We start from the raw sequence: 25,637 nt of genomic DNA, 5'->3' as shown, positions 1-25,637 counted from the left end.
ACGAAAAACCTCACCTTCGCGCGACCGCTCCTGAGACCGGCTCGCCAGCACGACGCCTTCCTCCGACGAGCACCTGAACCGCATTACACCATAAGCATCAAGGCCCTCCACGCCCTGCGGCTGACGCTCTGGATCAGATGTGGCGGGTTTCGTGATTCATCGGCGCCATGCACGACGCGGGTAACTCAAAAGTACGGGCTGCCGAAGCTCACCCCTGCCGCAGTTCCTGACTCAGCTGATACACCGCCATCGCATAGAAGTACGAGCGGTTGTAGCGGGTGATCGCGTAGAAGTTGCGGAAGCCGAGCCAGTATTCGGTCTGGGCGTCGGAGGTGACGAGGTCGACCAGGGTGGCCGGTTTGGCGATCAGGTCGCCGCCGCGCAGCGGGCGGGCGCCGGCGGTGTCTAGGGTGGCGGTGTCGATCGACGGTTCGACGCCGGCGGCGACCAGCGGGGCGGCGGCTTCGTCGGTGATGCGGATGCGCTGGGCCACCGGTTCGCCGCTTTCCCAGCCGTGCGCGGCGAGGTAGGCGGCGACGCTGCCGATGGCATCCACCGGGCTGTTCATCAGGTCGGTGCGGCCGTCGCCGTCGAAGTCGACGGCGTAGCGGCGCCAGCTGCTGGGCAGGAATTGCGGGTAGCCGAGCGCGCCGGCGTAGGAGCCGCGGAAGTCGGTGACGTCGCGGCCCTGCTCACGGGCGAGCAGGAACAGTTCGCCCAGTTCGCGGCGGAACAGTTCGGCGCGCGGCGGGTAGGTGAAGCCCAGCGTCGACAGCGCGCTCAGCAGTTCGAAGTCGCCGGTCTGGCGGCCATAGATGGTTTCGACGCCGATGATGGCGGCGACCACTTCGCGCGGCACGCCGAAGGTCTGTTCGGCGCGCTCGAAGGTGGCGGCGTGTTCGGCCAGGAAGTCGCGGCCGGCGCGGATGCGCAGCGGTTCGACGAAGCGGCTGCGGTAGCGCGTCCACGATTTCACTGCCGGGCTCGACGGCGGACGGATGAGCTGGATCACGCGGGGCAGCAGCCGCGCTTCGGCGAAGCGCGCCAGCAGCTGCGCCTCGTCGAAGCCGTGCGCGGCGGCCAGTTCGGCGCAGAAGGCGCGCACGTCGTCGCGCTCGGCGAAGTTGTCCGGCGTGGTGCTGATCTGTGCCGGCAGCTGCGGCGACAGCAGCAGGGCGCCGGCACCGGTCAGGAAGTGACGGCGGGATGCGGAGTGAGCAGTGAAGCGGGCGGTCATGTTCGGGGCGGTGTGCGGTGGCGGCGCAGCGCGCGGGCGTGCGTCCGGAGTGCGCGCACGGCCGGCGCATGGGCGGCGCGGCCGTAGCGGGCGTCTGCATAAAGTGTACACGCTGTGCGCAATTCTGCTGCCAGATCGGGGCGCAGCGCGGCGATGCGGTCGGCGTAATCGAGCGGCCCTTCCCACGCTTCGCGGCCCAGGCCGGCCGGACGCAGCGCGCGGTCGATGCCGGCCCAGGCGCGCGCCAGCGCGTCGGCGGCGATCTGGCGGCGCAGCGCCCACAGCGTCAGCGCGATGGCGATGACGGCGCACAGCGAGGCCATCCAAGCGGTCATCGTGCGCCAGTCCGGCTGCGCCATGCCGAGGCGCGCCAGCAGTTCGCGCTGCTTCTGCTGGTCGTAGGACAGCACCCACTGGTTCCACGCGTTGTTGGCCGCTTCCCAGCGGTGGCGCAGGTCGCGCAGCCAGCCGAGGTCGGCGCGCGCGACGAAGGGCACCGGTTCGCCGGCCGGCAGGTCGGCCAGTCCGCGTTCGACGCGCGACGGCAGGATGGCGGCGGTCGGGTCGACCCGGCGCCAGCCTTCGCCATCCAGCCACACTTCGGCCCAGGCGTGCGCGTCGGACTGGCGCACGACGACGAAGCCATCGACCTCGTTGCGTTCGCCGCCCTGGTAGCCGGTCACCACGCGCGCCGGCAGGCCGGCGGCGCGCATCAGGAACACGAAGGCGCCAGCGTAGTGCTCGCAGAAGCCGCGTCGGCTGTCGAACAGGAACTGGTCGATGCCGTCCTCGCCGAGCAGCGGCGGCGTCAGCGTGTAGACGAAGGCTTCGCGGCGGAACAGGCGCAGCGCGGCGTCCACCGTTTCGGCGTCGCTGCCGGCGTCCAGATGCATCTGGCGGGCCAGTGCGCGGGCGCGCGGATTGCCGGTGGGCGGCAGGCGGCGGGCGGCATCGAGATAGGCGCTCCATTCCTCGCGGCCGGGGCGCGCCGTCGGCACCGATTCGAAGCGGTCGCGCCGGCGCGCGCGCACGATTTCGCTGCCCAGCACCTGCCAGTCGTCGGACACGCGCGCACCCAGCGGCAGGCCGGCCACGGTTTCGAGCGCGAACAGCCAGTTCTTGCCATGCGGCTCCAGCGTCACTTCGTAGCCGACGCGTGGGCCGCTGACCGCGTGCGGCGTGCCGTCGTTGAGGCGGCGCGCGGCCTCGCCCTGACGCCAGGTGCGGCCGTCGAAGGTGCTCAGCACCGGGCCGCGCCAGTACAGTTCACGCGCCGGTGGCGGCGCGTCGTCGAAGCGGGCGCGGAACGCGATTTCGCCGGACAGGCTCAGCTGCGATATGTCGCCCGGCGACATGCTGTCGGACAGGCCGGAGCGCGCGCCGAAGGCGTCGAGCGGCAGCCCCCACAGCGGACCGGGCACGCGCGGGAACAGCACGAACAGCACCAGCATGAAGGGCAGGGCCTGTGCCAGCATCCACGCCGACTGGCGCAGCAGCGCGCGCACCGGTGCAGGCGGGCCGGTCAGCGCGATCAGCGCGGCGGTGATCACCACCATCGAGCCGAACAGCACGGCCGCCACGGCCGGTGTCTGCGAATAGAGAAAGGCGGCCAGCAGCATGAAGTAGCCGAGCAGCACGACGGTGTGGCCGTCGCGCACGCTCCTCAGCTCGTGCAGCTTGAGCACCAGCAGCAGCGTGAGCAGCGCGACGCCGGGCTCGCGGCCGAACAGGCGGCCGAAGGTGAGCGTGACGCCAGCGCAGCAGGCGATCACCACCAGTGCTTTGACCATACTGCTGGCGCCGGCCCAGCCCAGCTTCCACTGCGCCAGCCGCCACGTGAACAGCAGCAGCGCCACCGCGTTGAGCCAGCCCGGCAGGTGGTCGGCGTGCGGCAGCAGTGCGCAGGCGGCGACCGCCATCAGCCAGCCGATGCGGGTGTTGGTCAGCGGTGCGGACGGCAGGGTGGGTGCCGCGGGCGCGCGTTGGCGACGGAACATCATGCGGGCAGTCCGTGCAGGGCCAGCGCGCGCAGCACGCGCTCGCGGTGACCGGGGCCGTTGCCCGGCGCGATGCGCACGTCGGGCAGCGCCAGGCCGTAGCGCAGCCCGGCTGCGTCGGCGTCGAGCGCCCAGCCGGTCAGCCGCGCGAGTCGGGCTTCGAGCGACAGGGCGGCTGGCAGCTGAGCAAGGTCCAGCCACAGTTCGCCACCGTCCTGGCCGTCGAACTGCTTGGTCAGCAGCGGCAGGTCGGGTGCGCGCGCCCAGGCTTTCCAGGCGACGTGGCGCGGCGAGTCGGCGGCGCGGTGGTCGCGCAGGCTGGCGAATTCCTCGGTGCCGTCGCCCTGCGGCCGCAGACCGGCGCGGCCGGCGTCACTCGCCGGCAGCGGCGGGCGGCCGGCTTCCGGCTGCACATAGACGAGGCAGCGCTGTTGCGGTTGCGCGTAGCTCCAGGCGCGGATCAGGCCCAGCGGGTAACGGGTGCTCAGCGTGACCCGGCCCGGCGTCAGCCAGCCGCGGCGGGTGGTCGGCAGCGACAGCGTCACTGCGCAGCGGCCGTTCGCGTCGACCGCGGCGTCAACCGGTTCGGCGCCCGCCATCATCAGCTGCAGCGCCGGACGCGGGCGTGGTGCTTCATTGTCCAGCCACAGCGTGAAGCGCGCCGGCTGGCCGGCGAACACCGGGGTCGGGGGCGTTTCGCGAAGATGCAGCGCGAGCAGGTTGCGGAAGGTGTGCAGCAGCGCGACCTGGCCCAGGCCGGCCAGCATGAATACCAGCGCGAAGCCCAGGCTCAGCGTGTAGTTGATCGCGGTCAGCAGCATGGCGATCAGCGCCACGCCCCATACCAGCCCGACGCGGGTCGGCAGCACGAAGATGCGCCGGCGGTCCAGCGTCAGCGGCAGCGCGGGCGAACCACCGAGCGTGGCCAGCCAGCGGCGGAGTGCGTCGTGCATCAGGCCGGCAGCGCCACCGCCTGCAGCAGCGCGCGCGCCGCGTCGTCCGGGCTGCCCTGTTCGAGCGCCGGCAGGCGGTGCAGCGCGACGGAGGGCAGCACCGCCTGCACGTCTTCCGGCAGCACGTGGGCGCGGTCGAAGACGCGTGCGTGGGCGCGGGCGGCGGCCAGCAGCGCGAGACCGGCGCGCGGGCTCAGGCCGAGCCGCCAGGCGCCGCTGCTGCGGGTGTGCGCGATCAGCGCCTGCACATAGTCGATCAGCGCGTCGGCCACGTGCAGCGACTCGGCTTCGGCGCGCCATTGCGTCAGCGTCGCGGCGTCGGCCACCGGCGCCAGATCGGCCAGCAGGCTGCGCCGGTCGCGGCCGGTCAGCAGCGCGCGTTCGGCCGCCGGGTCGGGATAACCCATGGTGATGCGCATCATGAAGCGGTCGAGCTGCGATTCGGGCAGCGGGTAGGTGCCGATCTGGCTGGCCGGGTTCTGCGTCGCGATGACGAAGAAGGGCTCGGGCAGGCGGCGGGTTTCGCCCTCGACGCTGACCTGGTGCTCTTCCATCGCTTCCAGCAGCGCGCTCTGCGTGCGCGGCGTGGCGCGGTTTACCTCGTCGGCCAGCAGCACCTGCGTGAACACCGGCCCCGGGTGGAAACGGAAGGCACCGGTTTCGCGTTCGAACACCGATACGCCGAGGATGTCGGCCGGCAGCAGGTCGCTGGTGAATTGCACGCGGCGAAAGTCGAGGCCGAACAGCTGGGCCATCACGTGCGCCAGCGTGGTCTTGCCGGTGCCCGGCACGTCCTCGATCAGCAGGTGGCCGCCGGCGATCAGGCAGGTCAGCGCCAGTTCGAGCCGGCTGCGCTTGCCGAGTATGAGGGTGGAGGCGGCTTCGACGACGGCGCGGGGAGCGAGGGTGGGCATGGCTTGAGCTACGTTAAGTTGTGGCGGGATGATCGGCGCGATACTGTAGAAACATGACGGCAGTACATGCCCGGCCCTGAAGCCGCGCGGTCCTGCCTGTGACACAGAGCCGGAACGGCCGGTTGCATCGATAACTGCAGGAATCCGGAGGAGAGGCGGTGACGACCGCATACATTACACACCGCGACTGTGCCCTGCATGACATGGGGCCGCACCATCCCGAATGCCCCGACCGTCTGGCCGCGATACAGGACCGCCTGATCGCCAGCGGTCTCGACGCCTACCTGCAGCACCACGACGCGCCGGCGGCCGACATCGACATGCTGGCGCGCGCGCATTCGCCGGAGTACCTGCGGCAGATCTTCGACGCGGTGCCGGGCAGCGGCATCGTCCATCTCGACCCGGATACCGCGATGTGCCCGAATTCGCTGCGCGCCGCACTGCGCGCGGCCGGCGCCGGCGTGCACGCGACCGATCTGGTGATGTCGGGCGCCGCGGTGAATGCCTTCTGCGCGGTGCGCCCGCCCGGCCATCACGCCGAATACGCCCGCGCGATGGGTTTCTGCTTCTTCAACAACGTCGTGGTCGCCGCCCGCCATGCGCTGGAAAAGCACGGGCTTGAGCGCGTTGCCATCATCGATTTCGACGTGCACCACGGCAATGGCACCGAAAACATCGTCGCCCACGACAATCGCATCCTGATGGTGAGCATTTTCCAGCACCCCTTCTACCCGTACTCGGGTGCGGAGCCGCTGGCCGACAACCTGTGCAACGTGCCGCTGCCGGCCGGCACCCGCGGCGACGGCTTCCGCGAGGCGGTGACGACGAAGTGGCTGCCGCGACTCGACGCCTTCGCGCCTCAGATGATTTTCATCTCGGCCGGTTTCGACGCGCACTACGAGGACGACATGGCGTCGCTCGGGCTGGTCGAGGCCGATTACGCGTGGGTCAGCACCGAGCTGATGAAGATCGCGAAGAAGCACGGCAAAGGTCGCATCGTGTCGATGCTTGAAGGCGGCTACGCGCTGTCGGCGCTGGGGCGCAGCGCGGTCGAGCACATTCGGGCGCTGGCCGAGCTTTGAGTGGCCGGGAGCTGTTACAGACTGATCCAGTTGCCACTGTTGGGCTTGCACCCGCGCTCCGGTAGAATGGCGCGTTTCCTGCCGAAGCCACTGTTTCGCACATGATTACCGGATCGCTCGTCGCCATCGTCACTCCCATGAACGAGGATGGCAGTCTCGACTACGCCAGCCTGCGTCGCCTGATTGATTTCCACGTCGCCGAAGGTACCGACGGCATCGTCATCGTCGGCACCACCGGCGAGTCGCCCACCGTCGATTTCGACGAGCACTGCGAACTGATCCGCTTCACGGTCGAGCACACCGCCGGCCGTATCCCGGTCATCGCCGGCACCGGCGCCAACTCGACGCGCGAGGCGATCGAACTGGCGCAGCATGCGAAGTCGGTCGGCGTCGATGCCTGCCTGACCGTCGTGCCGTACTACAACAAGCCGACGCAGGAAGGCCTGTACCGTCACTTCCGCGCCCAGGCCGAAGCGGTCGATGTGCCCTTCATCCTGTACAACGTGCCCGGCCGCACGGTGGCCGATCTGGCCAACGACACGACCATCCGCCTGTCGGAAATTCCGAACATCGTCGGTATCAAGGACGCCACCGGCAATCTCGACCGCGCTGGCGAACTGATCAACCGCGCACCCGAGGGCTTCGCGCTGTACAGCGGCGACGACGCCTCGACCGCCGCCTTCATCCTGATGGGCGGCCACGGCTCGATCTCGGTCACCGCCAACGTGGCACCGCGCCTGATGCACGAAATGAACGCCGCCGCGCTGGCCGCCGACGCGGTCAAGGCGCGCGCGATCAACGCGAAGCTGATCGGCCTGCACCGTCAGCTTTTCTGTGAAGCCAACCCGATTCCGGTCAAGTGGGCCGTGCAGCAGATGGGCCTGTGCGGCCCGACGCTGCGTCTGCCGCTGACCGAATTGCAGCCGCAATTCCACGAGCAGGTCCGCGCCGCGATGAAGCAGGCCGGCGTGCTTGCCTGATCGTCCTCTGGTATCCCGTTCGATGAATCTGCTGAAGTTTTCCGCGCTGTGCGTGGCACTGGTGAGCGCGCTCACCGGCTGCTCGATGTTCGACAAGGTCATGGATTCAGGCAAGGTCGATTACAAGGCCCAGGCCAAGCGCACGCCGCGCCTCGACCTGCCGCCCGACCTGACGCTGCCGCAGCAGACCGACCGCTTCGCGGTGCCGGATTCCGGCGGCAAGGGTACGGCGACCATGTCGGCCTACAACGCCGACCGCACGAACACCGGCGGTGTGGTGCAGCCGCAGTCGTCGGGCGTGCTGCCGCAGGTCGACAAGATGCGCATCGAGCGTGCCGGCAGCCAGCGCTGGCTGGTGGTCAATGCCAGCCCTGACGATCTGTGGCCGCAGGTGAAGGAGTTCTGGCAGGAAACCGGTTTCCTGATCGACATCGAACAGCCGGAAGCCGGCGTGATGGAAACGGACTGGAACGAGAACCGCGCCAAGCTTCCGAACGACATCATCCGCAACACCATCGGCCGCCTGATCGACCAGCTCTACTCGACGCCCGAGCGCGACAAGTTCCGCACCCGCCTGGAGCCGGGCGCCGAGCCGGGCACCACCGAAATCTACGTCAGCCACCGCGGCGTGGTCGAGGTCTATACCAACGAGCGCAGCGACAACACCGTCTGGCAGCCGCGTCCGGCCGACCCCGAGCTGGAAGCCGAAATGCTGCGTCGCCTGATGGTGCGTCTGGGCGCCGACAACGAGCGAGCCAAGGTGCTGCTGGCCGCACAACCGGTGGCCGAGCGCGCGCAACTGGTGTCGGCCGACAAGGGCAGCACGCTGCAGGTGTACGAAGGTTTCGACCGCGCCTGGCGCCGCGTCGGCCTGGCGCTGGACCGCGTCGGCTTCACCGTCGAGGACCGCGACCGTTCTCAGGGTGTGTACTTCGTGCGCTACGTCGACCCGGAAGTCGACGCCACCGGCAAGAAAGACGGCGGCATCCTGTCCAAGCTGCTGTTCTTCATGCCGGACGACAAGCCGGACCCGAAGGCCGGCCAGAGCCAGTACCGCATCCTGGTCAAGGGCGAGGGCAAGCAAAGTTCGGTTCAGGTGCTCACCCGCGAAGGCGGCCTCGACGACACCCGCACCGCGAAGCGCATCCTGTCGCTGCTGCACGAGCAGCTGAAGTAAGCGGCGCGGCAATGCCGCCCTTGCACGAACAAAAGGCGCCATCGGCGCCTTTTGTTTTTGTGCTCACCGCAACGGCCGCGTCGCGGCCAAGGCCGCTTCCACAGGGGGCCCTTCACCCGAGCCTGCGCCGAAAACTGTGGGAGCGAGCTTGCTCGCGATTGCGGCCTTGATCGAAGCCGGCGGCCAGCAACAACCGCGTCGCGGCCAAGGCCGCTCCCACAGGGGGCGCTCTTACAAGGAGCGGGCCCCGACCCGTGACCGGAGCCGGGTTTCTGTGGGAGGGGCCTTCTGACCCCGACAGCAGCGGTGGGCAGTGCGCGGCGCCGGCTTGCGGCGCTGTCGGCAGCAATGCCCGCCTCCACGGGGTCCTTTGCTCGGGCCTGCGCCGAAAACTGTGGGAGCGAGCTTGCTCGCGATTGCGGCCTTGATCGAAGCCAGAGGCCGGCAACAGCCGCGTCGCGGCCAAGGCCGCTCCCACAGGAACCGCTTACACAGCGATCGTGCCCGACCCGCAGCGGGGGTTCTGTGGGAGGGGTCTTCTGACCCCGACAGCAGCGGTGGGCAGTGCGCGGCGCCGGCTTGCGGCGCTGTCGGCAGCAATGCCCGCCTACCCGGGATCCTTTGCTCAGGCCTGCGCCGAAAACTGTGGGAGCGAGCTTGCTCGCGATTGCGGCCTTGATCGAAGCCAGCGGCCGGCAACAGCCGCGTCGCGGCCAAGGCCGCTCCCACAGGAACCGCTTACACAGGGATCGTGCCCGACCCGCCGCGGGGGTTCTGTGGGAGGGGTCTTCTGACCCCGACAGCGGCGGTGGGCAGTGCGCGGCGCCGCGTCAAGGACCGGTCGGCAGCCTTCAGGCCCGCATCGACAGCGCTTCAGCCTGTTCCGCGACTTCGGCCAGATTGACCACTTCGCCGATCACGACGATGGCCGGGCTGCCCAGCTTTGCGTTGGCGACGGCCTGCGGCAGGTCGCGCAGCGTGGAGATGACGGCACGCTGGCTGTCGCGGGTGCCGTTCTGGATCGCACAGGCCGGGGTGTCGGCGGCGAGACCGCCGACGTGCAGCGCCTCGGCGATGGACGCCAGCTTGCGCATGCCCATGTAGATGACCAGTGTCGTGCCGCAGCGGGCCAGTGCCGCCCAGTCGGGCTCGCGGCCCGGCTGGCCGTCTTCGCGTGCGTGGCCGGTGACGAAGGTGACGCCGCAGGCCATGTCGCGGTGGGTGACCGGCACGCCCAGCGTGGCCGGTACCGCGATGCCGGCCGACAGGCCGCTGACCACCTCGCATTCGATGCCGGCCCGGCGCAGAGTCTGCATTTCCTCGCCGCCGCGGCCGAACACGAAGGGGTCGCCGCCCTTGACCCGGCCGACCGTGAAGCCGGCGCGCGCATAGCGCAGCATCAGGCGTTCGATGAAGGCCTGCGGCGTGCTGCGACAGCCGCCACGCTTGCCGACGCGCACGATGCGGGCGTCGCTGCGCGCGTGTTGGAGCACGGCGGTGTCGGCCAGGTCGTCGACCAGCAGCACGTCGCAGCGGCCGAGCGCACGCACGGCCTTCAGCGTCAGCAGTTCGGGGTCGCCGGGGCCGGCGCCTATCAGGTAGACCTTTCCGGTCCGGGGTGCGTAAGTTGTCATGACGAGTACCTTGCAAGTCCGGTGCCAGCCCCGGATATGTCACGCCGACGCCGCGATTTCACCCGTCGCGGGCGTTGCGGCCGTCTGCCATGCCCGCGACGGGTGCATAGGCGCACCGTCGCTGTGCGGCCGGTGCTACAGTCAGACTGTGTCCCAGCAAACGACGCGCCGTGCCGAACGAAACCCTGAAATCCGACCGAACTGCCGAGGCGCGCACGCGCGGCGATGCGAAGGAACGCATTTTCGCGGCGGCCGAGAAGCTATTTACCGAGCAGGGCTATGCGGCGACCTCGATGCGCATGATCGCGTCGGCGGCCGGCGTGCCGCTGGCGTCGATCAATTACCACTTCGGGTCCAAGCGCGACCTGATGGAAAGCGTGTATCAGCGCGTGCTCGGGGCGGACGGCACACGCTCGGGCTACCTCGCCAAGCTCGAACGCGAGGCGGTCGAGGCGCCGTTGAGCGTCACCCGCATCGTCGAAACCTTCGTCGAGTCGACGCTGCGCCTGTCGCGCAAGGACACGGTGTCCGGCGCCGTGTTCAAGCAGCTGATCGGCCGCGCCTACTTCGAACCGGGCGACGATTTCATCCCCGAAGAGTACGTCCGCATCATGGACTGGTACCGCAAGGCGCTGATGCGCGCGCTGCCGGCGCTGCCCGAGGACGAACTGCTGCGCCGCATGTACTTCTTCGTCGGCATCGTGGCCTACGTGATGGCCGGGCGCGACGTGATGCACCTGCTCGGCCGCTGTTCACCGGCCTCCCGCAACGACCCTGAAAGCCTGCTGCGTGCGCTGGTGCCTTTCATCGTCGGAGGTCTCGAAGCGCCGCCGTCGGCGTGAGGCGGCCGATGCTTGGCGCGCGAATTGCTCGTGTTGTGTCATGAGCACACGCCTGTCCGTCCTATTCACCCGGGATCGCCCGCCGTGCTGAGCGTGCCCCTCGTCATGGTGCTGCTGGCGCTGGCCATCGCGCTGGCGCTGGTGTTCATGCGCCCGGAGCGCGCCAGCGACAGCTCGCCGGGGGGCGAAGCGCAGCGCGCCTTCGGCGATTGCGAGCGGCTGCTGCAACTTGTCCATTCGCTGCAGCAGCACCGCGGCATGAGTACCGCCTGGCTGGCCGGCGACGCCCTGTTCGAATCGCCGATGCGCGCCCGGCGGCGCGCCGTGCAGCACGACATCGAAGCGCTGGAGACGACCGCACGCGCCGAGATGGCGCTGGAGGGGCCGTGCATCACGCGGTACGAACTGGCGCTGCTCGACGCGCAGTGGAAGGAGCTGTGTGCCGCGCTGGACGGCAGCCCGGCAGCGATCGGCGCCGACGACAATCTGACGCGGCACAGCCTGCTGGTGTCGCACGTGCTGGGCTGGCTGGCGGCCGTCGGCAATCGCCGGATTGCGCCGGTCGCCGCGTCGTCAGGCAGCGGCCTGCTGCGCACCTGGATCAGCACGCTGCCGGCGCTGGGCGAGCAGCTGGGGCAGGCGAGGGCGGTCGGCAGTGCGGCCGCCGCACGCGGGATCTGTACGGCGGCCGAGCGCATGCGTCTGATGTATCTGGCGTCGCGTGCAGAGTCGCTGATGCATCAGGCGATCGCCGACACGCCCCGTCTGCCGGGCGCCCTGCCGGCCACCGAGCGCATCGTCCGTCTGCTTGGCCTGCTGCGCAGCGACCTGCTCGGGGCGACCGACCGGATGACGGCGGAACTGTATTTCGCCGAAGCCACCGCGGCGATCGACGCCATCTACGCCTGGATGACCAGTTGCGAAGACGCGCTGCGCGGCGTGCTCGCGCAGCAGGTCGCGTCAGCCGGCTGAACTTTCCGCGACGCGCCGGCCGATGTGGGCCAGCGCCTCTTCGACCTGATCGATCAGGATCAGACACAGGTCGCCGCTTTGCAGCCGTTCCAGCGCGTGGTCGATGGCGACGAATTCGCCATTGATGTCGCACACCTCGCGCGTGCGGCTCGCGCCCTCCAGACCTTCACGCAGCAGCGCGATCACCTCGCCGTCCTTGCGTCCGCGCTGGCACTGGTCCTGGTAGAGCACCACGCTGTCGAAGGCGGCACCCAGGATCTGCGTCTGCTTGCGGATGTCCTCGTCGCGCCGGTCGCCGGCGCCGCTGATGACCACGCTGCGGCGTTTCGCCGGCAGCGCGTCGATGGCCTGCACCAGCGCGCTGATGGCGTCCGGGTTGTGGCCGTAGTCGGCGATCAGCGTCGCGCCCTTGTAGTCGAACACATTGAAGCGGCCGGGCGCGGTCGCGGCGTCGGATACGAAGCTGGCAAGTGCTGCGCGGATGGACGACCAGTCGAAGCCGAGCGCCCAGGCGGCGCCGAGCGCTGCCATCGCGTTCTCGACCTGGAAACCCAGCTTGCCGCCACGGGTCAGCGGCACCTGCGACAGCGGGATGCGCACCGCGCTGCTGCCTTCGGCGGCCACCAGCGCGCCGTCGTCGACGTAGATGACGCGGCGGCCGCGGGCGCGGTGGGTGGCGATGACCGGGTGGGTACGGTCCTGCGCGAAGAAGGTGATTGAGCCGGGGCAGTGCTCGGCCATCGCCGCCACCACCGGGTCGGCGGCGTTCAGCACCGCCATGCCCTTGGGCGCGACGTTCTGCACGATCACCCGCTTCACCACCGCCAGGTCCTCGACGGTATTTATATAGGCGAGGCCGAGGTGGTCGCCGCTGCCGATATTGGTGACCACCGCCACCTGGCAGCGGTCGAAGCCCAGACCTTCACGCAGCACGCCGCCGCGCGCGGTTTCGAGCACCGCGCCGTCGACGTCCGGGTGGGCCAGCACGTTGCGCGCGCTCTTCGGGCCGCTGCAGTCGCCGGTATCGATGCATTCGTTGCCGACGAACACGCCGTCGGTGGTGGTCATGCCGACGCGCAGGCCGGTCTGTGCCATCAGGTGGGCGATCAGCCGCACCGTCGTCGTCTTGCCGTTGGTGCCGGCGACGGCGACCAGCGGAATGCGTGCGTCGTCACCGGGGCCGAACATGGTCGACACGATGGCTTCGCCGACCGCGCGTCCCTTGCCGAATGAGGGCGTCAGGTGCATGCGCAGGCCGGGTGCGGCGTTGACTTCGACGATGCCGCCGCCCTGTTCCTCCAGCGGCTTGAGCACGGTGCGGCAGACGATGTCGACACCGGCGATGTCCAGCCCTATGGTGCGCGCCGCCTCCACTGCGCGCGCCGCCAGTTCCGGGTGCACATCGTCGGTCACGTCGGTGGCGCTGCCGCCGGTCGACAGGTTGGCGTTGTTGCGCAGCACGACGCGTTCGCCCAGCGCCGGCACGCTGTCCGGTGAGTGGCCCTGGACGGCCAGGCGAGCGAGCGCGATGTCGTCGATGCGCATCTTGGTCAGCGAAGTGGCGTGGCCGTCGCCGCGGCGCGGGTCGGCGTTCACCTCATCGACCAGTTCGCGCACGGTGCGGCTGCCGTCGCCGATCACCTGCGGCGGTTCGCGGCGGGCGGCGGCGATGACGCGGTCACCGACCACCAGGAAGCGGTAGTCGGCGCCCGGAATGAAGCGCTCGACCATCACATCGCGGCTGATTTCGTAGGCCGCGTTGAACGCGATGCCCATGTGTTCGCGGCTGACGATGTTTACCGTCACGCCCTTGCCCTGGTTGCCGTCGCGCGGCTTCACCACCACCGGCAGACCGACTTCGAGCGCGGCGGCCCACGCTTCGTCGACGTCGCTCACCGTGCGGCCGCGCGGCACCGGCACGCCGGCGGCGTGCAGCAGCGCCTTGGTCAGTTCCTTGTCCTGGGCGATCGATTCGGCGACCGCGCTGGTGCGGTCGGTTTCGGCCGCCTGGATGCGACGCTGCCGGCTGCCCCAGCCGAGCTGCACCAGCGAGCCGTCGGTCAGCCGGCGGAACGGGATGCCGCGCGCGACGGCGGCTTCGACGATGGCGCCGGTGCTCGGGCCGAGGCGGATGTCCTCGTCCAGTTCGCGCAGCTGCTGCAGCGCCGCGGCGAGGTCGAAGCTGCCGCCTCCGGCGGCGGCGCGACAGAGCTGTTCGGCCAGTTCGAAGGCGAGGCGGCCGACCGCCTCTTCGGTGTATTCGACGACGACCTGATAGACGCCGGCGTCCACGGTCTGCATCGTGCAGCTGAAGGTGACCGGACAGCCGGCGCTGGCCTGCAGGCCGAGCGCGGCGAGTTCCAGCGCGTCGGCCATGGCCAGCGGCCCGCTGCGTGCGGTCGGGCGCAGCGGCCGGATGCCGGGGAAGAGGGCGCGCAGACGCTCGGCGAAACCGGGCATCGCGTCCAGCGAACAGTGTTCGCCGGTGCACGACACGATGGCTTCGATACAGGTGTGGCGGCTCCACAGATTGGGGCCGCGGAGGGCGCGCAGGCGGGTGATGTCCATGAAAGCGTTCAGGCGGTGTTTCAGGCCGGTACCGCGACGGGCACCGGGGGATCGAAGGTTTCGGCGCCGGTGCGCAACGCCGCCGGCGACAGGCCGAGCGACCAGGCGGCCGCCAGCGCGGCGAGCAGGTTCTCGGTCGCGTGTAGCGGTTCGCCGTCGGTCAGCGGCAGGCTGGCGAGCGGGCACAGCACTTCGGTGCGCTCGGCTTCGAGCAGACGGATCTGGCCGTCGCGCACGATGACCGCGCGGCCGCCGGACTGCACGTGGCTGCCGACGATGCCGTTGTCGGCGTGCGTGCTGTACCAGATCACCTCGCCGTCGCACAGCTCGGCCATCTCGGCCTGCAGCGGATCGTCGGCGTTCAGCACGCCGGTGCCGCGGCGCAGTACCACGTCGATCTGGCTGCGCAGCACGTTGAACACGCGGTCGGACGAGTCGATGTAGTAGTCGCCGAAATGCGCTTCCGGATCGATGCGCGTGAGCACGCCGACCTGGCAGCGGTCGTAGGCCAGGCCTTCCTTCAGTATCGTTTCGAAGCTGTTCTCGATCACTGCCACTTCGGCACCGGGATTCATCAGCACGCGCTGCGACGGTTCGAAGCGGGCGGCGTCGCCGTCTTCGAGGCGGCGGCTGTCGAGGTAGAGGCCGTCGCTGCAGGCGAGGCCGACGCGCTGGCCGGAGAAGCGCATCAGGTGCGCGATCAGCCGGGCGACCGTGGTCTTGCCGCGGGTGCCGCTGACGCCGATGACCGGAATGCGGCCGTCGTCGGCGGTCGCGAACAGGTGGTCGACGATGGCGCGACCAACCGGACGCGGCGTGCCGATGGCCGGCTTCAGATGCATCAGCAGGCCGGGGCCGGCGTTCACTTCGACGATGGCGCCGCCCTGTTCGCGCAGCGGGCGGCGGATGTCCTCGACCACCAGATCGATGCCGGCGATGTCGAGGCCGACCACGCGGGCGGCCAGCGCCACCAGACGGGCGGTGTCCGGATGGACCTGGTCGGTCACGTCGTAGGCGATGTTGCCGTTGCGCTGCACCAGCACGCGGGCGCCTTCGGCCGGCACCGAGTCGGCGCTGTAGCCCTGGCGCTCCAGTTCGAAGCGCAGCTTGGCGTCGCGTTCGGGAATCAGCAGGTCGAGCGGAAATTCCTGCTCCGGTCCGCGGCGCGGATCGATATTGATCTGGCTGTCGAGCAGCTGGCGGACGGTGGATCGCCCGTCGCCGGTGATCCAGACGGTTTCGCCGGCAACCGCCGCGACCATCTGCTTGCCGACCACCAGCAGGCGGTGCTCGTTGCCCGGGATGAAGCGCTCGACCAGTACGTACTTGCTGTAGCGGCGTGCCAGTTCGTAGGCGGTGGCGACCTCTTCGCGCTTGGTCAGTTCGGCCGACACGCCGCGGCCGTGATTGGCGTTGGCCGGCTTGACGACCACCGGCACGCCGATGTCCTCGGCCGCAGCCCAGGCGTCGTCGGCGTCGCTGACTTCGCGGCCTTCCGGCACTGGCACGCCGCAGCCGGCGAGCAGGCGTTTGGTCAGGTCCTTGTCGCGCGAAATGCCTTCGGCGATGGCGGCGGTGCGGTCGGTTTCGGCGGTCCAGATGCGGCGCAGCTTGCGGCCGTAGCCCAGCTGCACCAGATTGCCGTCGTTCAGGCGGATGGACGGGATGCGGCGGTCCTGTGCCGCCTCGACGATGCAGCCGGTGCTCGGGCCCAGGCAGTGTTCGTCGACCAGGTCGCGCAGTTCCGAAACGGCTGCCTTGACGTCGAACGGGCGGTCGTCCATCGCCGACAGCACCAGTTCGCGTGCGGCGAGTATCGCGGCACGGCTGACGATGTGATTGCCGGAGATGACCACCACCTTGTAGACGCCACGCTCGGACGTTTCGCGCGCCTTGCCGAAGTTGCCCTTCATGCCGGCCTGGTTCTGCAGTTCCAGCGTCACGTGTTCGAGTATGTGGCCGGGCCAGGTGCCTTCGCGCAGCCGGCGCACGAAACCGCCGCGCTCTTCGTAGCTGCACGTGTGTTCGTGCAGGGCGGGCAGCCAGTCGATCAGCCGATCGACGAAGCCGGGAATGGTGTTCGAGGGGGAGTCTTCGAGTTCGCCGATGTCTATCCAGACTTCGAGCGCTGGAACATAGGTCCAGATATTGGGGCCGCGCAGTTCGAGGGTGCGCAGGATTTCGATCGAGCGTTTACTCATCGTGCGGGGTCGGTGGTGGTCCGGAGCCCCGAGGTTGTTGAAAACATCGGCTTAACGGCGTCTTTGCGCTTTGGTTGACAGCTTTTTCATCTATTTTTGAACCTGCGTCGGGGACGTGTTCCGGCCCTGTCGCCGGCGCTATACTCGGCCGCCTCGCCGGGCCCCGTGTCGTCGAGCGCGTGCTCGTCGCCGGCCCCGCTTCATGCGTACCTTTCCGCACTCTTGCCGCCCGAAACCGCCCCGATGACCCGCGCCACCGACGACCGCCTGCTCCCCGACGACCTGCCGCAGGCGTGGCGCAGCGGGCTGGCGGCGCAATTGCAGCCGGGCGAGGCGGTTCAGGTCTGGTTGCAGACCGATCTCGACGACACGCTTCATTTCGCAACGAATCTGCTGGTGCTGACCGACCGCCGGCTGCTGGCCTGTGCCGGTGAGCAGTGGCGCAACTGGCCGCTGGCCGCCGGCCAGCACTTCCAGCACCACGACCACGCCGGCGTCGGCACGCTGGCGCTGCACGACAGCGAACGCCGCCTCGCCGGCTGGCGCTACACGCTGGCGCTGAACACCGAAGCACTGCGGCTGGCCGACCAGCACACGCGACAGATCGAGCGGCTGACCCATCCCGACCACGTGGTCGAGGACGAGGACGGCCTGTGCCCGCGCTGCAAGGCGCCGCTGCCGCCGGACGACGACGAGTGCCCGCTGTGCGAACGCAGCACGACGCGCCCACCGTCCACCTGGGCGCTGCTGCGGCTGTGGCGTTTCGCCCGGCCTTACCGCGGGCGTCTGTTCGCCGGCTTCCTGCTGACGCTGGCGTCGACCGCGGCCAATCTGGTGCCGCCCTACCTGACCATCCCGCTGATGGACAAGGTGCTCATTCCGCACCAGACCGGTACGCCGATCACGGTGGCGGCGGTGTGGCCCTATCTGGCCGGTCTGCTCGGCGCCGCACTGCTGGGCTGGGCGCTGGGCTGGGCGCGCACATATATATTGGCGCGCGTGTCGGAGCGCATCGGCGCCGATCTGCGCACCACCACCTTCGACCACCTGATGGGCCAGTCGCTGGAGTATTTCGGCGGCAAGCGCACCGGCGACCTGATGGCGCGCATCGGCGCCGAGACCGACCGCATCAACGTGTTCCTGTCGCTGCACCTGCTCGATTTCGCGACCGACGTGCTGATGCTGTTCATGACCGCGGTGGTGCTGTTCTCGATCAACCCGTGGCTGGCGCTGGTGACCCTGCTGCCGCTGCCGGTGATCGCCTGGATGATCCACACGGTGCGCGACCGGCTGCGCACCGGCTTCGAGAAGGTGGACCGCATCTGGGGCGAGGTGACCAATGTGCTGGCCGACACCATTCCGGGCATCCGCGTGGTGAAGGCTTTCGCGCAGGAGAAGCGCGAGTCGGCCCGCTTCGCTGCCGCCAATCGCCGCAACCTCGAAACCAACGATCGGGTGAACCGCGTGTGGTCGTTGTTTGGCCCGACGGTGACGCTGCTGACCGAGGTCGGCCTGCTGTTCGTCTGGGGCTTCGGCATCTGGCAGGTCGGCCGCGACCACATCACGGTGGGCGTGCTGACCGCCTTCATCGCCTACATCAGCCGCTTCTACCTGCGCCTGGATTCGATGAGCCGTATCGTGTCGGTGACGCAGAAGGCGGCAGCCGGTGCCAAGCGCATTTTCGACATCCTGGACCACGGTTCCAGCGTGCCGGAGCCGGCGCGGCCGGTGCATCTGGCGAGGGTCGAAGGCCGCATCGAACTGCGCGGCGTGGCTTTCCGCTACGGCAACCGCGCGGTGCTGCGCGGCGTCGATCTCGACATCGCGCCGGGTGAATTCATCGGCCTGGTCGGCCACAGCGGCTCTGGCAAGAGCACGCTGGTGAACCTGATCAACCGCTTCTACGACGTGTCCGGCGGCAGCATACGGATAGACGGCACCGACATCCGCGCGCTGCCGGTGGCCGAGTACCGGCGCCACATCGGCCTGGTGCTGCAGGAGCCTTTCCTGTTCTTCGGCACCATCGCCGACAACATCGCCTATGGCAAGCCTGAAGCCACGCGTGCCGAGATCATCGCGGCGGCGCGGGCGGCGCACGCGCATGAATTCATCCTGCGGCTGCCGCACGGCTATGACTCGATGGTGGGCGAGCGCGGCCAGACGCTGTCCGGCGGCGAGCGTCAGCGCATCTCGATCGCCCGAGCGCTGCTGATCGATCCGCGCATCCTGATACTCGACGAGGCGACCTCATCGGTCGATACCGCGACCGAGAAGGAAATCCAGCGCGCGCTCGACAACCTGGTCGAGGGCCGTACCACGCTGGCCATCGCCCACCGCCTGAGTACCTTGCGCAAGGCCGATCGCCTGGTCGTGCTCGACCGCGGCCAGATCGTCGAGGTCGGCCCGCACGACGAACTGATGGCACGCGAAGGTCACTATTACCGGCTCTACATGGCGCAGCAGCGGCTGGCCGAAGCCGATGCCGCCGAAGGAGCGCTGGCATGACGATTTCGCTCGAACGCGACGCGCACGGCCTGCTGGTTTTCGTCGACGCCGCAGGCGAGCGCCACGCCGGCGTGCAGCCGGTGCGCGCCTTCCCGCTGTCGGCGCCGGGCGAGGGTGTGGCGTTGATGTCGGCCGACGGCCACGAACTGGCCTGGCTCGATGCGCCCGATGCGCTCGACGCCGCCAGCCATGCATTGCTCGACGAGGAACTGTCGCGCCGCGAGTTCATGCCGCGCATCCGCAGCATCGCCGGCGTATCGAGCTTTTCCACGCCCTGCGACTGGGACATCGTGACCGACCGCGGCGCCACCCGCTTCACGCTGCGCAGCGAAGACGACATCCGCCGCCTCGGCGGCGCACGGCTGCTGATCACCGACAGCCACGGCATCCACTACGAAGTCGCCGACATGAAGGCGCTCGACCGGCCCAGCAGGCGCATCCTCGACCGCTTCCTGTGACCGATCCGCGGGCATCGCCGCCGGTGCCCCGCAAGCGCAGAATCGCCTTTCCTCCCATTCGCATGTCGTGACGCGAGGCCTTCGTTCGTCGAGAGCGTAATGAAAGTTTTTTTCATTGGAGTGGTTTAAACATACACGAATGTATGTTTATAATCGGCCCGGTATCTGCGTGGTCGGTCCACGCATCGATCATTGCCAAGCGCGGCGCCGACTGCGCGTTACTCCGGGATAAGCGATGAAAAAGGAAACGGATTTCTTTCGGGCCGCGGGCCTGCTGGGTGCATGCGTGCTGGCGCTCTCGCTGGCCGGCTGCGGTCAGGACAAGGGTGGCGAGCACGCCAATGGCGGCATGCCGCCGGCTGCGGTGAAGGTGCTCACCGTGACGCCGCAGGAAGTGCCGGTGCATTACGACTACGTCGGTCAGGTGGCCGGTTCGCGCGAGATCGAGGTGCGGGCGCGGGTGACCGGCATCGTCGAGAAGCGGCTGTACGAGGAAGGCCAGCGCATCAAGGAAGGGCAGGTGATGTTCCGGCTCGACGCCGCGCCGTATCGTGCGCGCGTCGCTGCAGCAGATGCCCAGCTCGATCAGGCGAAGGCGCAGCTGGCGCAGGCCGAGCGCGAGTACGCGCGGGTGAAGCCGCTGGCGGATGCCGAGGCGGCCAGCCGCAAGGAAGCCGACGACGCGCAATCGACGCGCGATCTGGCGCGTGCTGCGGTCAAGGCGGCCGAGGCGCAACTGCAGCAGGCGCAGATCGATCTGGGCTACACCGACGTGCGCGCGCCGCTGGGCGGCGTCGCCGGTCGCGCGCTGAAGGTCGAGGGCAGTCTCGCCGTGGCCGGGGGCGACAGCCTGCTGACCACGCTGGCGCAGACCGACCCTGCTTATGTGAACTTCGGCGTCGGTGAAGTGGAATACCTGCGTACCCGCGACGAAGTCGCGCGCGGCGCGCTGAAGCTCGATCCGCAAGGCTTCCTGGTCAAGCTCAAGGGCTCGGATGGCGCCGAATTCCCGCGCAGCGGCCGGCTCGGCTTCCAGGACTACAAGGCGGATACCAGCACCGGTGCCTTCGCGCTGCGTGCCACCTTCGAAAACAAGGACGGCAAGCTGTCGCCGGGCCAGTTCGTGCGCGTGCTGCTGTCCGGCGCCACCCGCCCGGACGCGATCGCGGTGCCACAGCGCGCCGTGCTCGACAGCCCGAACGGCAAGTTCGTGTACGTGATCGCCGAAGCCGAAGGCAAGACGCTGGCGCAGCCGCGTCCGGTCAAGCTCGGCGAATGGGCGCAGCTCGGCGGCGAACTGGGCAATGCCTGGGTGATCCGCGAGGGCCTGAAGGCGGGCGAGCGCGTCATCGTCGATGGCATGGCGCGCATCTTCGTGCCCGGCTCGCCGGTGCAGATCGATGACGGCTCCGCGCCGGCACAGCCGCCGGCAGGTGCTGCGGCACCGGCCGCGCAGTAAGGAGCCGCCATGTTTTCGCGCTTCTTCATAGACAGGCCGATCTTCGCCTTCGTCATTTCGATATTGCTGGTGCTGGCGGGTCTTGCCGCCATGCGCACGCTGCCGATCGCGCAGTACCCGGAAATCGCGCCGCCCGAAGTGATGGTGCGCGCGGTCTATCCGGGCGCTTCCGCCGAAACCATTGCGCAGACCGTGGCCGCACCGCTGGAAAGCGTCATCACCGGCGTCGAAGGCATGATGTACATGCGCTCGACCTCGACCTCGAATGGCGTGGTCGAGATCTACGCCACCTTCGAAATCGGCACCGACCCCGACAAGGCGGCGGTGAACGTGAATAACCGGGTCAAGCAGGCCGACGCCCGTCTGCCGGAAGAGGTTCGCCGGCAGGGCGTGGTGGTCGAGAAGGGCTCGTCCGCCTTCCTGGCGGTGATGGCTTTCTACTCGCCGGATGGCACGCACGAACAGCTCTACACGTCGAACTACGTGACGCTGAACGTGCTGGACAACATCAAGAAGATTCCGGGCACGACCAACGTGCAGATCTTCGGTGCCAAGGACTACGCCATGCGCATCTGGGTACGCCCGGACCGCATGACGCAGCTCGGCGTCACCGTGCCCGAGATCGCCGCTGCGCTGCGCGAGCAGAACGCGCAGTTCGCCGCCGGCAAGATCGGCCAGTCGCCGACCGGCGGCGGCCAGGACATGGTCTACACCATCACCACCAAGGGTCGGCTGTCCACGGTCGAGGAATTCGAGAACATCATCCTGCGCTCGAATGCCGATGGCACGAAGCTGCGCCTGCGCGACGTCGCGCGCGTCGAACTGGGTTCCAAGGACAACGACTTCAACGGCACCTACAACGGCAAGCCGGCGGTGCTGATGGGCGTGTTCCTGCAGCCGGGCGCCAACGCGCTGGACGTGGCCAAGGAAGTGAAGGGCGCGGTGGCCGAGATGGCGACCCGCTTCCCGCCGGGCATGACCTATGCCATTCCGTACGACACCACGCGCTTCGTCGAGGTATCGATCAAGGAAGTGGTGAAGACGCTGGGCGAGGCGATGATCCTGGTGTTCATCGTCGTGTTCGTGTTCCTGCAGAACATCCGCGCCACGCTGATCCCGGTGCTGGCGGTGCCAGTGTCGCTGCTCGGTACCTTCGCCGGCCTGCATGTGCTCGGCTACTCGATCAACACGCTGACGCTGTTCGGCATGGTGCTGGCCATCGGCATCGTGGTCGATGACGCCATCGTGGTGCTGGAGAACGTCGAGCGCATCATGCACGAGCAGAGGCTGAGCGCTCGCGAGGCTGCGCTGAAGGCGATGCACGAGGTGACCGGACCGGTCATCGCCATCGTGCTCGTGCTGACCGCGGTGTTCGTGCCGATCGCCTTCCTTGGCGGCCTGACCGGCGAGCTGTATCGCCAGTTCGCGGTGACGATCTCGATCGCCGTCGTGCTGTCCGGCCTGGTCGCGCTGACGATGACGCCGGCGCTGTGCGTGGCGCTGCTGAAGAACGAGCACAAGAGCACGGCGCGCATCTTCGTCTGGTTCAACGACTGGTTCGCCCGCGTCACCCACCGCTACACCGGTGCCGTGACCTGGATGATCCGTCGCTCGGCGGTCGGCGTCGTGCTGTTCATCGGCATGGTGGTGATCACCGCCGGTCTGTGGAGCAAGACACCGGGTTCGCTGGTGCCGGACGAGGACCAGGGCTATTACATCGCCGCCATCTTCCTGCCGGACGGCGCGACGCTGGAGCGCACCGACAAGGTGGTGGACGAGGTGATGAAGGCGATCCAGTCCAACCCCGCCAACGAGCACGTGATGGCCTTCGCCGGCATGGACTTCATCGGCGGTGGCTTCAAGAACAGCGCGGCCACCATCTTCGTCAGCCAGAAGCACTGGGACGAGCGGACGATGAGCACGCAGCAGCTGGTGGGCGAACTGTTCGGCAAGACCGCGGGCATCAAGGAGGCGCTGGTGCTGGCCTTCAACCCGCCGGCCATCTTCGGTCTGGGCAACACCGGCGGCTTCGAGTTCTATCTGCAGAACCGCGGCGACGGCGGCACCAAGCGCCTGGTCGAGAACATGGGCGCGCTGGTTGGCGCCTCGCACCAGAGCACGGTGCTGGCCGGCGGCCTGCAGACCCTGTGGCGGCCGAACGCACCGCAGCTCTATGTCGACGTCGACCGCGAACGCGCGAAGTCGCTGGGCATTCCGCTCGACGACGCGTTCACCACGCTGGCCGGCACGCTGGGTACCTTCTACGTGAACGACTTCAACAAGTTCGGTCGCGTCTGGCAGGTGCTGATGTCGGCCGAGAGTCAGTACCGCCGCACGCCGGAGGACATTGGCCGCCTGTACGTGAAGAACACGGCCGGCGACATGGTGCCGGTGTCGGCCTTCGCCAAGGTCGAGTACAGCTCGGGCCCGGACACGGTGGACCGCTACAACAACCTGCCGGCGGTGAAGCTGATGGGCCAGGCCGCACCGGGCTATTCGTCCGGCCAGGCCATCGCCGAGGTCGAGCGGCTGGTGAAGGATCTGCCGGGCGACATGAGCTACGAATGGACCGGCGCCGCCTTCCAGGAAAAGCGCGTGTCGAGTGCGGCCGCGCTGGCGCTGATCATGGCGGCGGTGATGGTGTTCCTGATTCTCGCCGCTCAGTACGAGAAGTGGTCGCTGCCGTTCTCGGTGCTGCTGGCCATGCCCTTCGGCATCTTCGGTGCGCTGGCGGCGGTGTGGCTGCGCGGCATGACCAATGACGTGTATTTCCAGATCGGTCTGGTGACGCTGCTCGGCCTGTCGGCCAAGAACGCCATCCTGATCGTCGAGTACGCGGTGCTGAAGCATCACGAAGGCTATCCGGTCGCCGCCGCGGCGATCGAGGCGGCGCGCCTGCGCCTGCGCCCCATCGTGATGACCTCGCTCGCCTTCATCCTCGGCGTGCTGCCGCTGGCCATCTCGACCGGCGCCGGCGCCGGCGCGCGGGTGTCGGTGGGTACCGGCGTCATCGGCGGCATGCTGGCCGCGACCTTCCTTGCCATCTTTTTCGTGCCGCTCTTCTACAAGCTCATCGTCGATCGCCGTCTGGCGACGCCGGAAGAAGAGCTGAAGGTGCACAAGCCGGAGACGCCCCATGTCCACGCACATCATTGATCCGGCGCGCCGCACGCTGCTGTCGGCCGCGCTGGCCGCGGCCCTGCTGTCGGCCTGCGCACTGAACCCGAAGCCGACGCCGGAACTCGACCTGCCGGCGGTGACCGCGACCACGCCGGCCGAGATCGACCGCTGGTGGGAAAGCTTCCGCGACCCGGTGCTGGACGGCCTGATCGCCGAGGCGCTCGAACGCAACGACGACGTCGTGATCGCCGTGCAGCGCGTGCAGTCGTCGCGCGCCGCGCTCGATCTGGTGCGCATCAACCGCCTGCCGGACGCCAGCCTGTCGCTGTCCGGTTCGCGTCAGCAGTACAGCAACGAGCGGCCGATCCCGGGCCGCCCGCGCCAGTACAACACGGTGATCGGCGGCATTTCGGCGTCCTACGAGCTGGATCTGTTCGGTCGCCTGTCCGGTCAGCGCGACGTCGCGCGCCAGCAGCTCGCGGCAAGCCGCTACGCGCTCGAAGGCCTGCGCGCGTCGGTGACCGCTCAGGTGGCGCGCGCCTATTTCAGCCTGCGTGCGCTCGACGCCGACGAGGCGCTGCTGTCGCAGACGCTCGCCACGCGCGACGCCGCACTGGCGCTGCGCGAAAAGCAGTTTGCCGGCGGCACCATCGGCCGCTACGACCTGGAAATTTCGCGCTCGGAACGCGCCAGCGTGGCGGCAGCACTGGCCACCACGCGCAGTGGGCGCGAACAGGCCGAAACCGCACTGGCTGTGCTGCTCGGCCGCTCGCCGCGCGAGCTGGTCGAGCGCATTCCGGACCGCGGTCTGGCGCTGTCCACGCTGGCAGTGCAGCCGGAAATCCCGGCCGGTCTCAGTTCCGACCTGCTGGCGCGACGCGCCGACGTGCGCGCGGCAGAGGCCAATCTGGCCGCGGCCAGTCTGAGCGTCGAAGTGGCGCGCACGCAGTGGTTCCCGACCATATCGCTGACTGCCGGCCTGGGCGGCGAAAGTGCGGCACTGGGCAGCCTGCTGTCGTCGTCCGCCCGCACCTGGAACATCGGTGCGGCGATCGCGCAACCGCTGGTCGGCCTGCTCAGCACACGCGCCATCGTCGCGCAGTCGGAAGCCGAACGTGCGCAGATCGCACAGACCTACCAGCAGGCCGCCCGCCAGGCCTACGCCGACGCGCTGAGTGCGCTGTCCGCCGCCCGCGGCGCGCGCGAGGCGATGGAAGAAACCGCCACGCTGTTCGACGCCACCTCGAAGGCGCGCGATCTTGCCGAGAAGAGCTACGAAGCCGGGCGTGCCAGCCGCATCGTGCTGCTCGACGCCGAACGCGAAAAGCTGTCAGCCGAACGCCAGCTCATTTCTACCCGCCTCGACCGCGTGACCGCACTGGTGAACACCTACCAGGCGCTGGGCGGTGGCTGGTCGGGTCGCATCGAGACCGGTGGCGACGACGAGAAGCTGGAGAACGCGCCGACCGCGTCACGCTGAAGATTTCCTTTCCTCCTCCAAGGAACTTGAGCGCGGGCTTGTCCCGCGCTTTTTTTTC

17 protein-coding genes are annotated in these 25,637 nt (G+C 68.8%); 10 read left to right on the top strand and 7 right to left on the bottom strand.

Going from position 1 to position 25,637, the window contains the following annotated elements:
• Positions 1 to 208: 208 nt before the first annotated feature.
• From mltB to WJU27_RS10040, 4 genes are read right to left on the bottom strand one after another with little or no spacing between them, the layout of a single operon-like run.
• Positions 209 to 1,237, bottom strand: a complete 1,029-nt coding sequence (mltB, locus tag WJU27_RS10055) for a lytic murein transglycosylase B (protein ID WP_341422029.1) — start codon at positions 1,235 to 1,237, stop codon at positions 209 to 211.
• A complete protein-coding gene (locus tag WJU27_RS10050) occupies positions 1,234 to 3,237 on the bottom strand; it encodes a transglutaminase TgpA family protein (protein ID WP_341422028.1) in 2,004 nt (667 codons plus the stop codon). The genes mltB and WJU27_RS10050 overlap by 4 nt, the downstream gene beginning before the upstream one ends.
• Positions 3,234 to 4,187: a DUF58 domain-containing protein gene (locus WJU27_RS10045; RefSeq protein ID WP_341422027.1), complete on the bottom strand. Its 954-nt coding sequence runs from the start codon at positions 4,185 to 4,187 to the stop codon at positions 3,234 to 3,236. The genes WJU27_RS10050 and WJU27_RS10045 overlap by 4 nt, the downstream gene beginning before the upstream one ends.
• Complete coding sequence (locus tag WJU27_RS10040; RefSeq protein WP_020163881.1) at positions 4,187 to 5,101, bottom strand: AAA family ATPase; 915 nt, start codon at positions 5,099 to 5,101, stop codon at positions 4,187 to 4,189. The genes WJU27_RS10045 and WJU27_RS10040 overlap by 1 nt, the downstream gene beginning before the upstream one ends.
• A gap of 203 nt (positions 5,102 to 5,304) precedes the next feature.
• Here WJU27_RS10040 and WJU27_RS10035 point away from each other — a divergent pair, with 203 nt between their 5' ends.
• From WJU27_RS10035 to bamC, 3 genes are all read left to right on the top strand, one after another.
• Positions 5,305 to 6,183, top strand: a complete 879-nt coding sequence (locus WJU27_RS10035; RefSeq protein ID WP_051091672.1) for a histone deacetylase family protein — start codon at positions 5,305 to 5,307, stop codon at positions 6,181 to 6,183.
• Positions 6,184 to 6,284: 101 nt separating this feature from the next.
• Positions 6,285 to 7,163 (top strand): 4-hydroxy-tetrahydrodipicolinate synthase, encoded by an 879-nt coding sequence (gene dapA, locus WJU27_RS10030; protein WP_029143586.1) that lies wholly within the window; start codon positions 6,285 to 6,287, stop codon positions 7,161 to 7,163.
• Positions 7,164 to 7,185: 22 nt separating this feature from the next.
• Complete coding sequence (gene bamC / locus WJU27_RS10025; RefSeq protein WP_020163884.1) at positions 7,186 to 8,340, top strand: outer membrane protein assembly factor BamC; 1,155 nt, start codon at positions 7,186 to 7,188, stop codon at positions 8,338 to 8,340.
• 851 nt (positions 8,341 to 9,191) lie between these two features.
• Here the strand turns inward: bamC and cobA are convergent.
• The gene (cobA, locus tag WJU27_RS10020) at positions 9,192 to 9,974 is read right to left on the bottom strand and encodes a uroporphyrinogen-III C-methyltransferase (protein WP_341422026.1); all 783 of its coding nucleotides are present in this window, start codon (positions 9,972 to 9,974) and stop codon (positions 9,192 to 9,194) included.
• 170 nt (positions 9,975 to 10,144) lie between these two features.
• On the opposite strand from cobA, the gene WJU27_RS10015 reads away from it, so the two are divergent.
• Together WJU27_RS10015 and WJU27_RS10010 are read left to right on the top strand one after the other, a co-directional pair.
• Positions 10,145 to 10,816 carry a TetR/AcrR family transcriptional regulator gene (locus WJU27_RS10015; protein WP_019919168.1) on the top strand — a complete coding sequence of 224 codons (672 nt, stop codon included), beginning with the start codon at positions 10,145 to 10,147 and terminating at the stop codon, positions 10,814 to 10,816.
• Between the two features lie 84 nt (positions 10,817 to 10,900).
• The gene (locus WJU27_RS10010) at positions 10,901 to 11,788 is read left to right on the top strand and encodes a nitrate- and nitrite sensing domain-containing protein (RefSeq protein ID WP_341422025.1); all 888 of its coding nucleotides are present in this window, start codon (positions 10,901 to 10,903) and stop codon (positions 11,786 to 11,788) included.
• Here the strand turns inward: WJU27_RS10010 and cphA are convergent.
• Together cphA and WJU27_RS10000 are read right to left on the bottom strand one after the other, a co-directional pair.
• The gene (cphA, locus tag WJU27_RS10005) at positions 11,777 to 14,356 is read right to left on the bottom strand and encodes a cyanophycin synthetase (protein ID WP_296809863.1); all 2,580 of its coding nucleotides are present in this window, start codon (positions 14,354 to 14,356) and stop codon (positions 11,777 to 11,779) included. The two genes, WJU27_RS10010 and cphA, sit on opposite strands and share 12 nt — an antisense overlap.
• Before the next feature lie 20 nt (positions 14,357 to 14,376).
• Positions 14,377 to 16,557 (bottom strand): cyanophycin synthetase, encoded by a 2,181-nt coding sequence (locus WJU27_RS10000; RefSeq protein ID WP_341422024.1) that lies wholly within the window; start codon positions 16,555 to 16,557, stop codon positions 14,377 to 14,379.
• Positions 16,558 to 16,800: 243 nt separating this feature from the next.
• On the opposite strand from WJU27_RS10000, the gene WJU27_RS09995 reads away from it, so the two are divergent.
• The 5 genes from WJU27_RS09995 to WJU27_RS09975 all read left to right on the top strand — a co-directional run bounded on the left by WJU27_RS09995 (position 16,801) and on the right by WJU27_RS09975 (position 25,579).
• Positions 16,801 to 19,062, top strand: a complete 2,262-nt coding sequence (locus WJU27_RS09995; RefSeq protein ID WP_296809865.1) for a cyanophycin metabolism-associated ABC transporter — start codon at positions 16,801 to 16,803, stop codon at positions 19,060 to 19,062.
• Positions 19,059 to 19,520, top strand: coding sequence for a cyanophycin metabolism-associated DUF1854 family protein (locus WJU27_RS09990; protein WP_341422023.1), 462 nt, complete (start codon positions 19,059 to 19,061; stop codon positions 19,518 to 19,520). The genes WJU27_RS09995 and WJU27_RS09990 overlap by 4 nt, the downstream gene beginning before the upstream one ends.
• A gap of 235 nt (positions 19,521 to 19,755) precedes the next feature.
• Positions 19,756 to 20,979 (top strand): efflux RND transporter periplasmic adaptor subunit, encoded by a 1,224-nt coding sequence (locus WJU27_RS09985; RefSeq protein ID WP_341422022.1) that lies wholly within the window; start codon positions 19,756 to 19,758, stop codon positions 20,977 to 20,979.
• Positions 20,980 to 20,988: 9 nt separating this feature from the next.
• A complete protein-coding gene (locus WJU27_RS09980) occupies positions 20,989 to 24,135 on the top strand; it encodes an efflux RND transporter permease subunit (RefSeq protein WP_296809871.1) in 3,147 nt (1,048 codons plus the stop codon).
• Positions 24,116 to 25,579, top strand: a complete 1,464-nt coding sequence (locus WJU27_RS09975; RefSeq protein ID WP_341422021.1) for an efflux transporter outer membrane subunit — start codon at positions 24,116 to 24,118, stop codon at positions 25,577 to 25,579. Before WJU27_RS09980 ends, WJU27_RS09975 begins: the two co-directional genes overlap by 20 nt.
• Positions 25,580 to 25,637: the final 58 nt, after the last annotated feature.

This window comes from Methyloversatilis sp. NSM2 (assembly GCF_038066675.1).
Classification (GTDB): Bacteria; Pseudomonadota; Gammaproteobacteria; order Burkholderiales; family Rhodocyclaceae; genus Methyloversatilis; species Methyloversatilis discipulorum_A.
This window is presented reverse-complemented; position numbering and strand designations above follow the sequence as displayed.

Excerpts from the sequence above, each read along its gene's own strand:
- WJU27_RS10035 (WP_051091672.1), top strand. The coding sequence starts at position 5,305 with ATGGGGCCGCACCATCCCGAATGCCCCGACCGTCTGGCCGCGATACAG.
- WJU27_RS10045 (WP_341422027.1), bottom strand. The coding sequence starts at position 4,187 with ATGCACGACGCACTCCGCCGCTGGCTGGCCACGCTCGGTGGTTCGCCC.
- WJU27_RS09990 (WP_341422023.1), top strand. The coding sequence starts at position 19,059 with ATGACGATTTCGCTCGAACGCGACGCGCACGGCCTGCTGGTTTTCGTC.
- WJU27_RS09975 (WP_341422021.1), top strand. The coding sequence starts at position 24,116 with ATGTCCACGCACATCATTGATCCGGCGCGCCGCACGCTGCTGTCGGCC.
- WJU27_RS10040 (WP_020163881.1), bottom strand. The coding sequence starts at position 5,101 with ATGCCCACCCTCGCTCCCCGCGCCGTCGTCGAAGCCGCCTCCACCCTC.
- WJU27_RS10000 (WP_341422024.1), bottom strand. The coding sequence starts at position 16,557 with ATGAGTAAACGCTCGATCGAAATCCTGCGCACCCTCGAACTGCGCGGC.
- mltB (WP_341422029.1), bottom strand. The coding sequence starts at position 1,237 with ATGACCGCCCGCTTCACTGCTCACTCCGCATCCCGCCGTCACTTCCTG.
- bamC (WP_020163884.1), top strand. The coding sequence starts at position 7,186 with ATGAATCTGCTGAAGTTTTCCGCGCTGTGCGTGGCACTGGTGAGCGCG.
- WJU27_RS09980 (WP_296809871.1), top strand. The coding sequence starts at position 20,989 with ATGTTTTCGCGCTTCTTCATAGACAGGCCGATCTTCGCCTTCGTCATT.
- cphA (WP_296809863.1), bottom strand. The coding sequence starts at position 14,356 with ATGGACATCACCCGCCTGCGCGCCCTCCGCGGCCCCAATCTGTGGAGC.
- dapA (WP_029143586.1), top strand. The coding sequence starts at position 6,285 with ATGATTACCGGATCGCTCGTCGCCATCGTCACTCCCATGAACGAGGAT.
- WJU27_RS09985 (WP_341422022.1), top strand. The coding sequence starts at position 19,756 with ATGAAAAAGGAAACGGATTTCTTTCGGGCCGCGGGCCTGCTGGGTGCA.
- WJU27_RS10050 (WP_341422028.1), bottom strand. The coding sequence starts at position 3,237 with ATGATGTTCCGTCGCCAACGCGCGCCCGCGGCACCCACCCTGCCGTCC.
- cobA (WP_341422026.1), bottom strand. The coding sequence starts at position 9,974 with ATGACAACTTACGCACCCCGGACCGGAAAGGTCTACCTGATAGGCGCC.
- WJU27_RS09995 (WP_296809865.1), top strand. The coding sequence starts at position 16,801 with ATGACCCGCGCCACCGACGACCGCCTGCTCCCCGACGACCTGCCGCAG.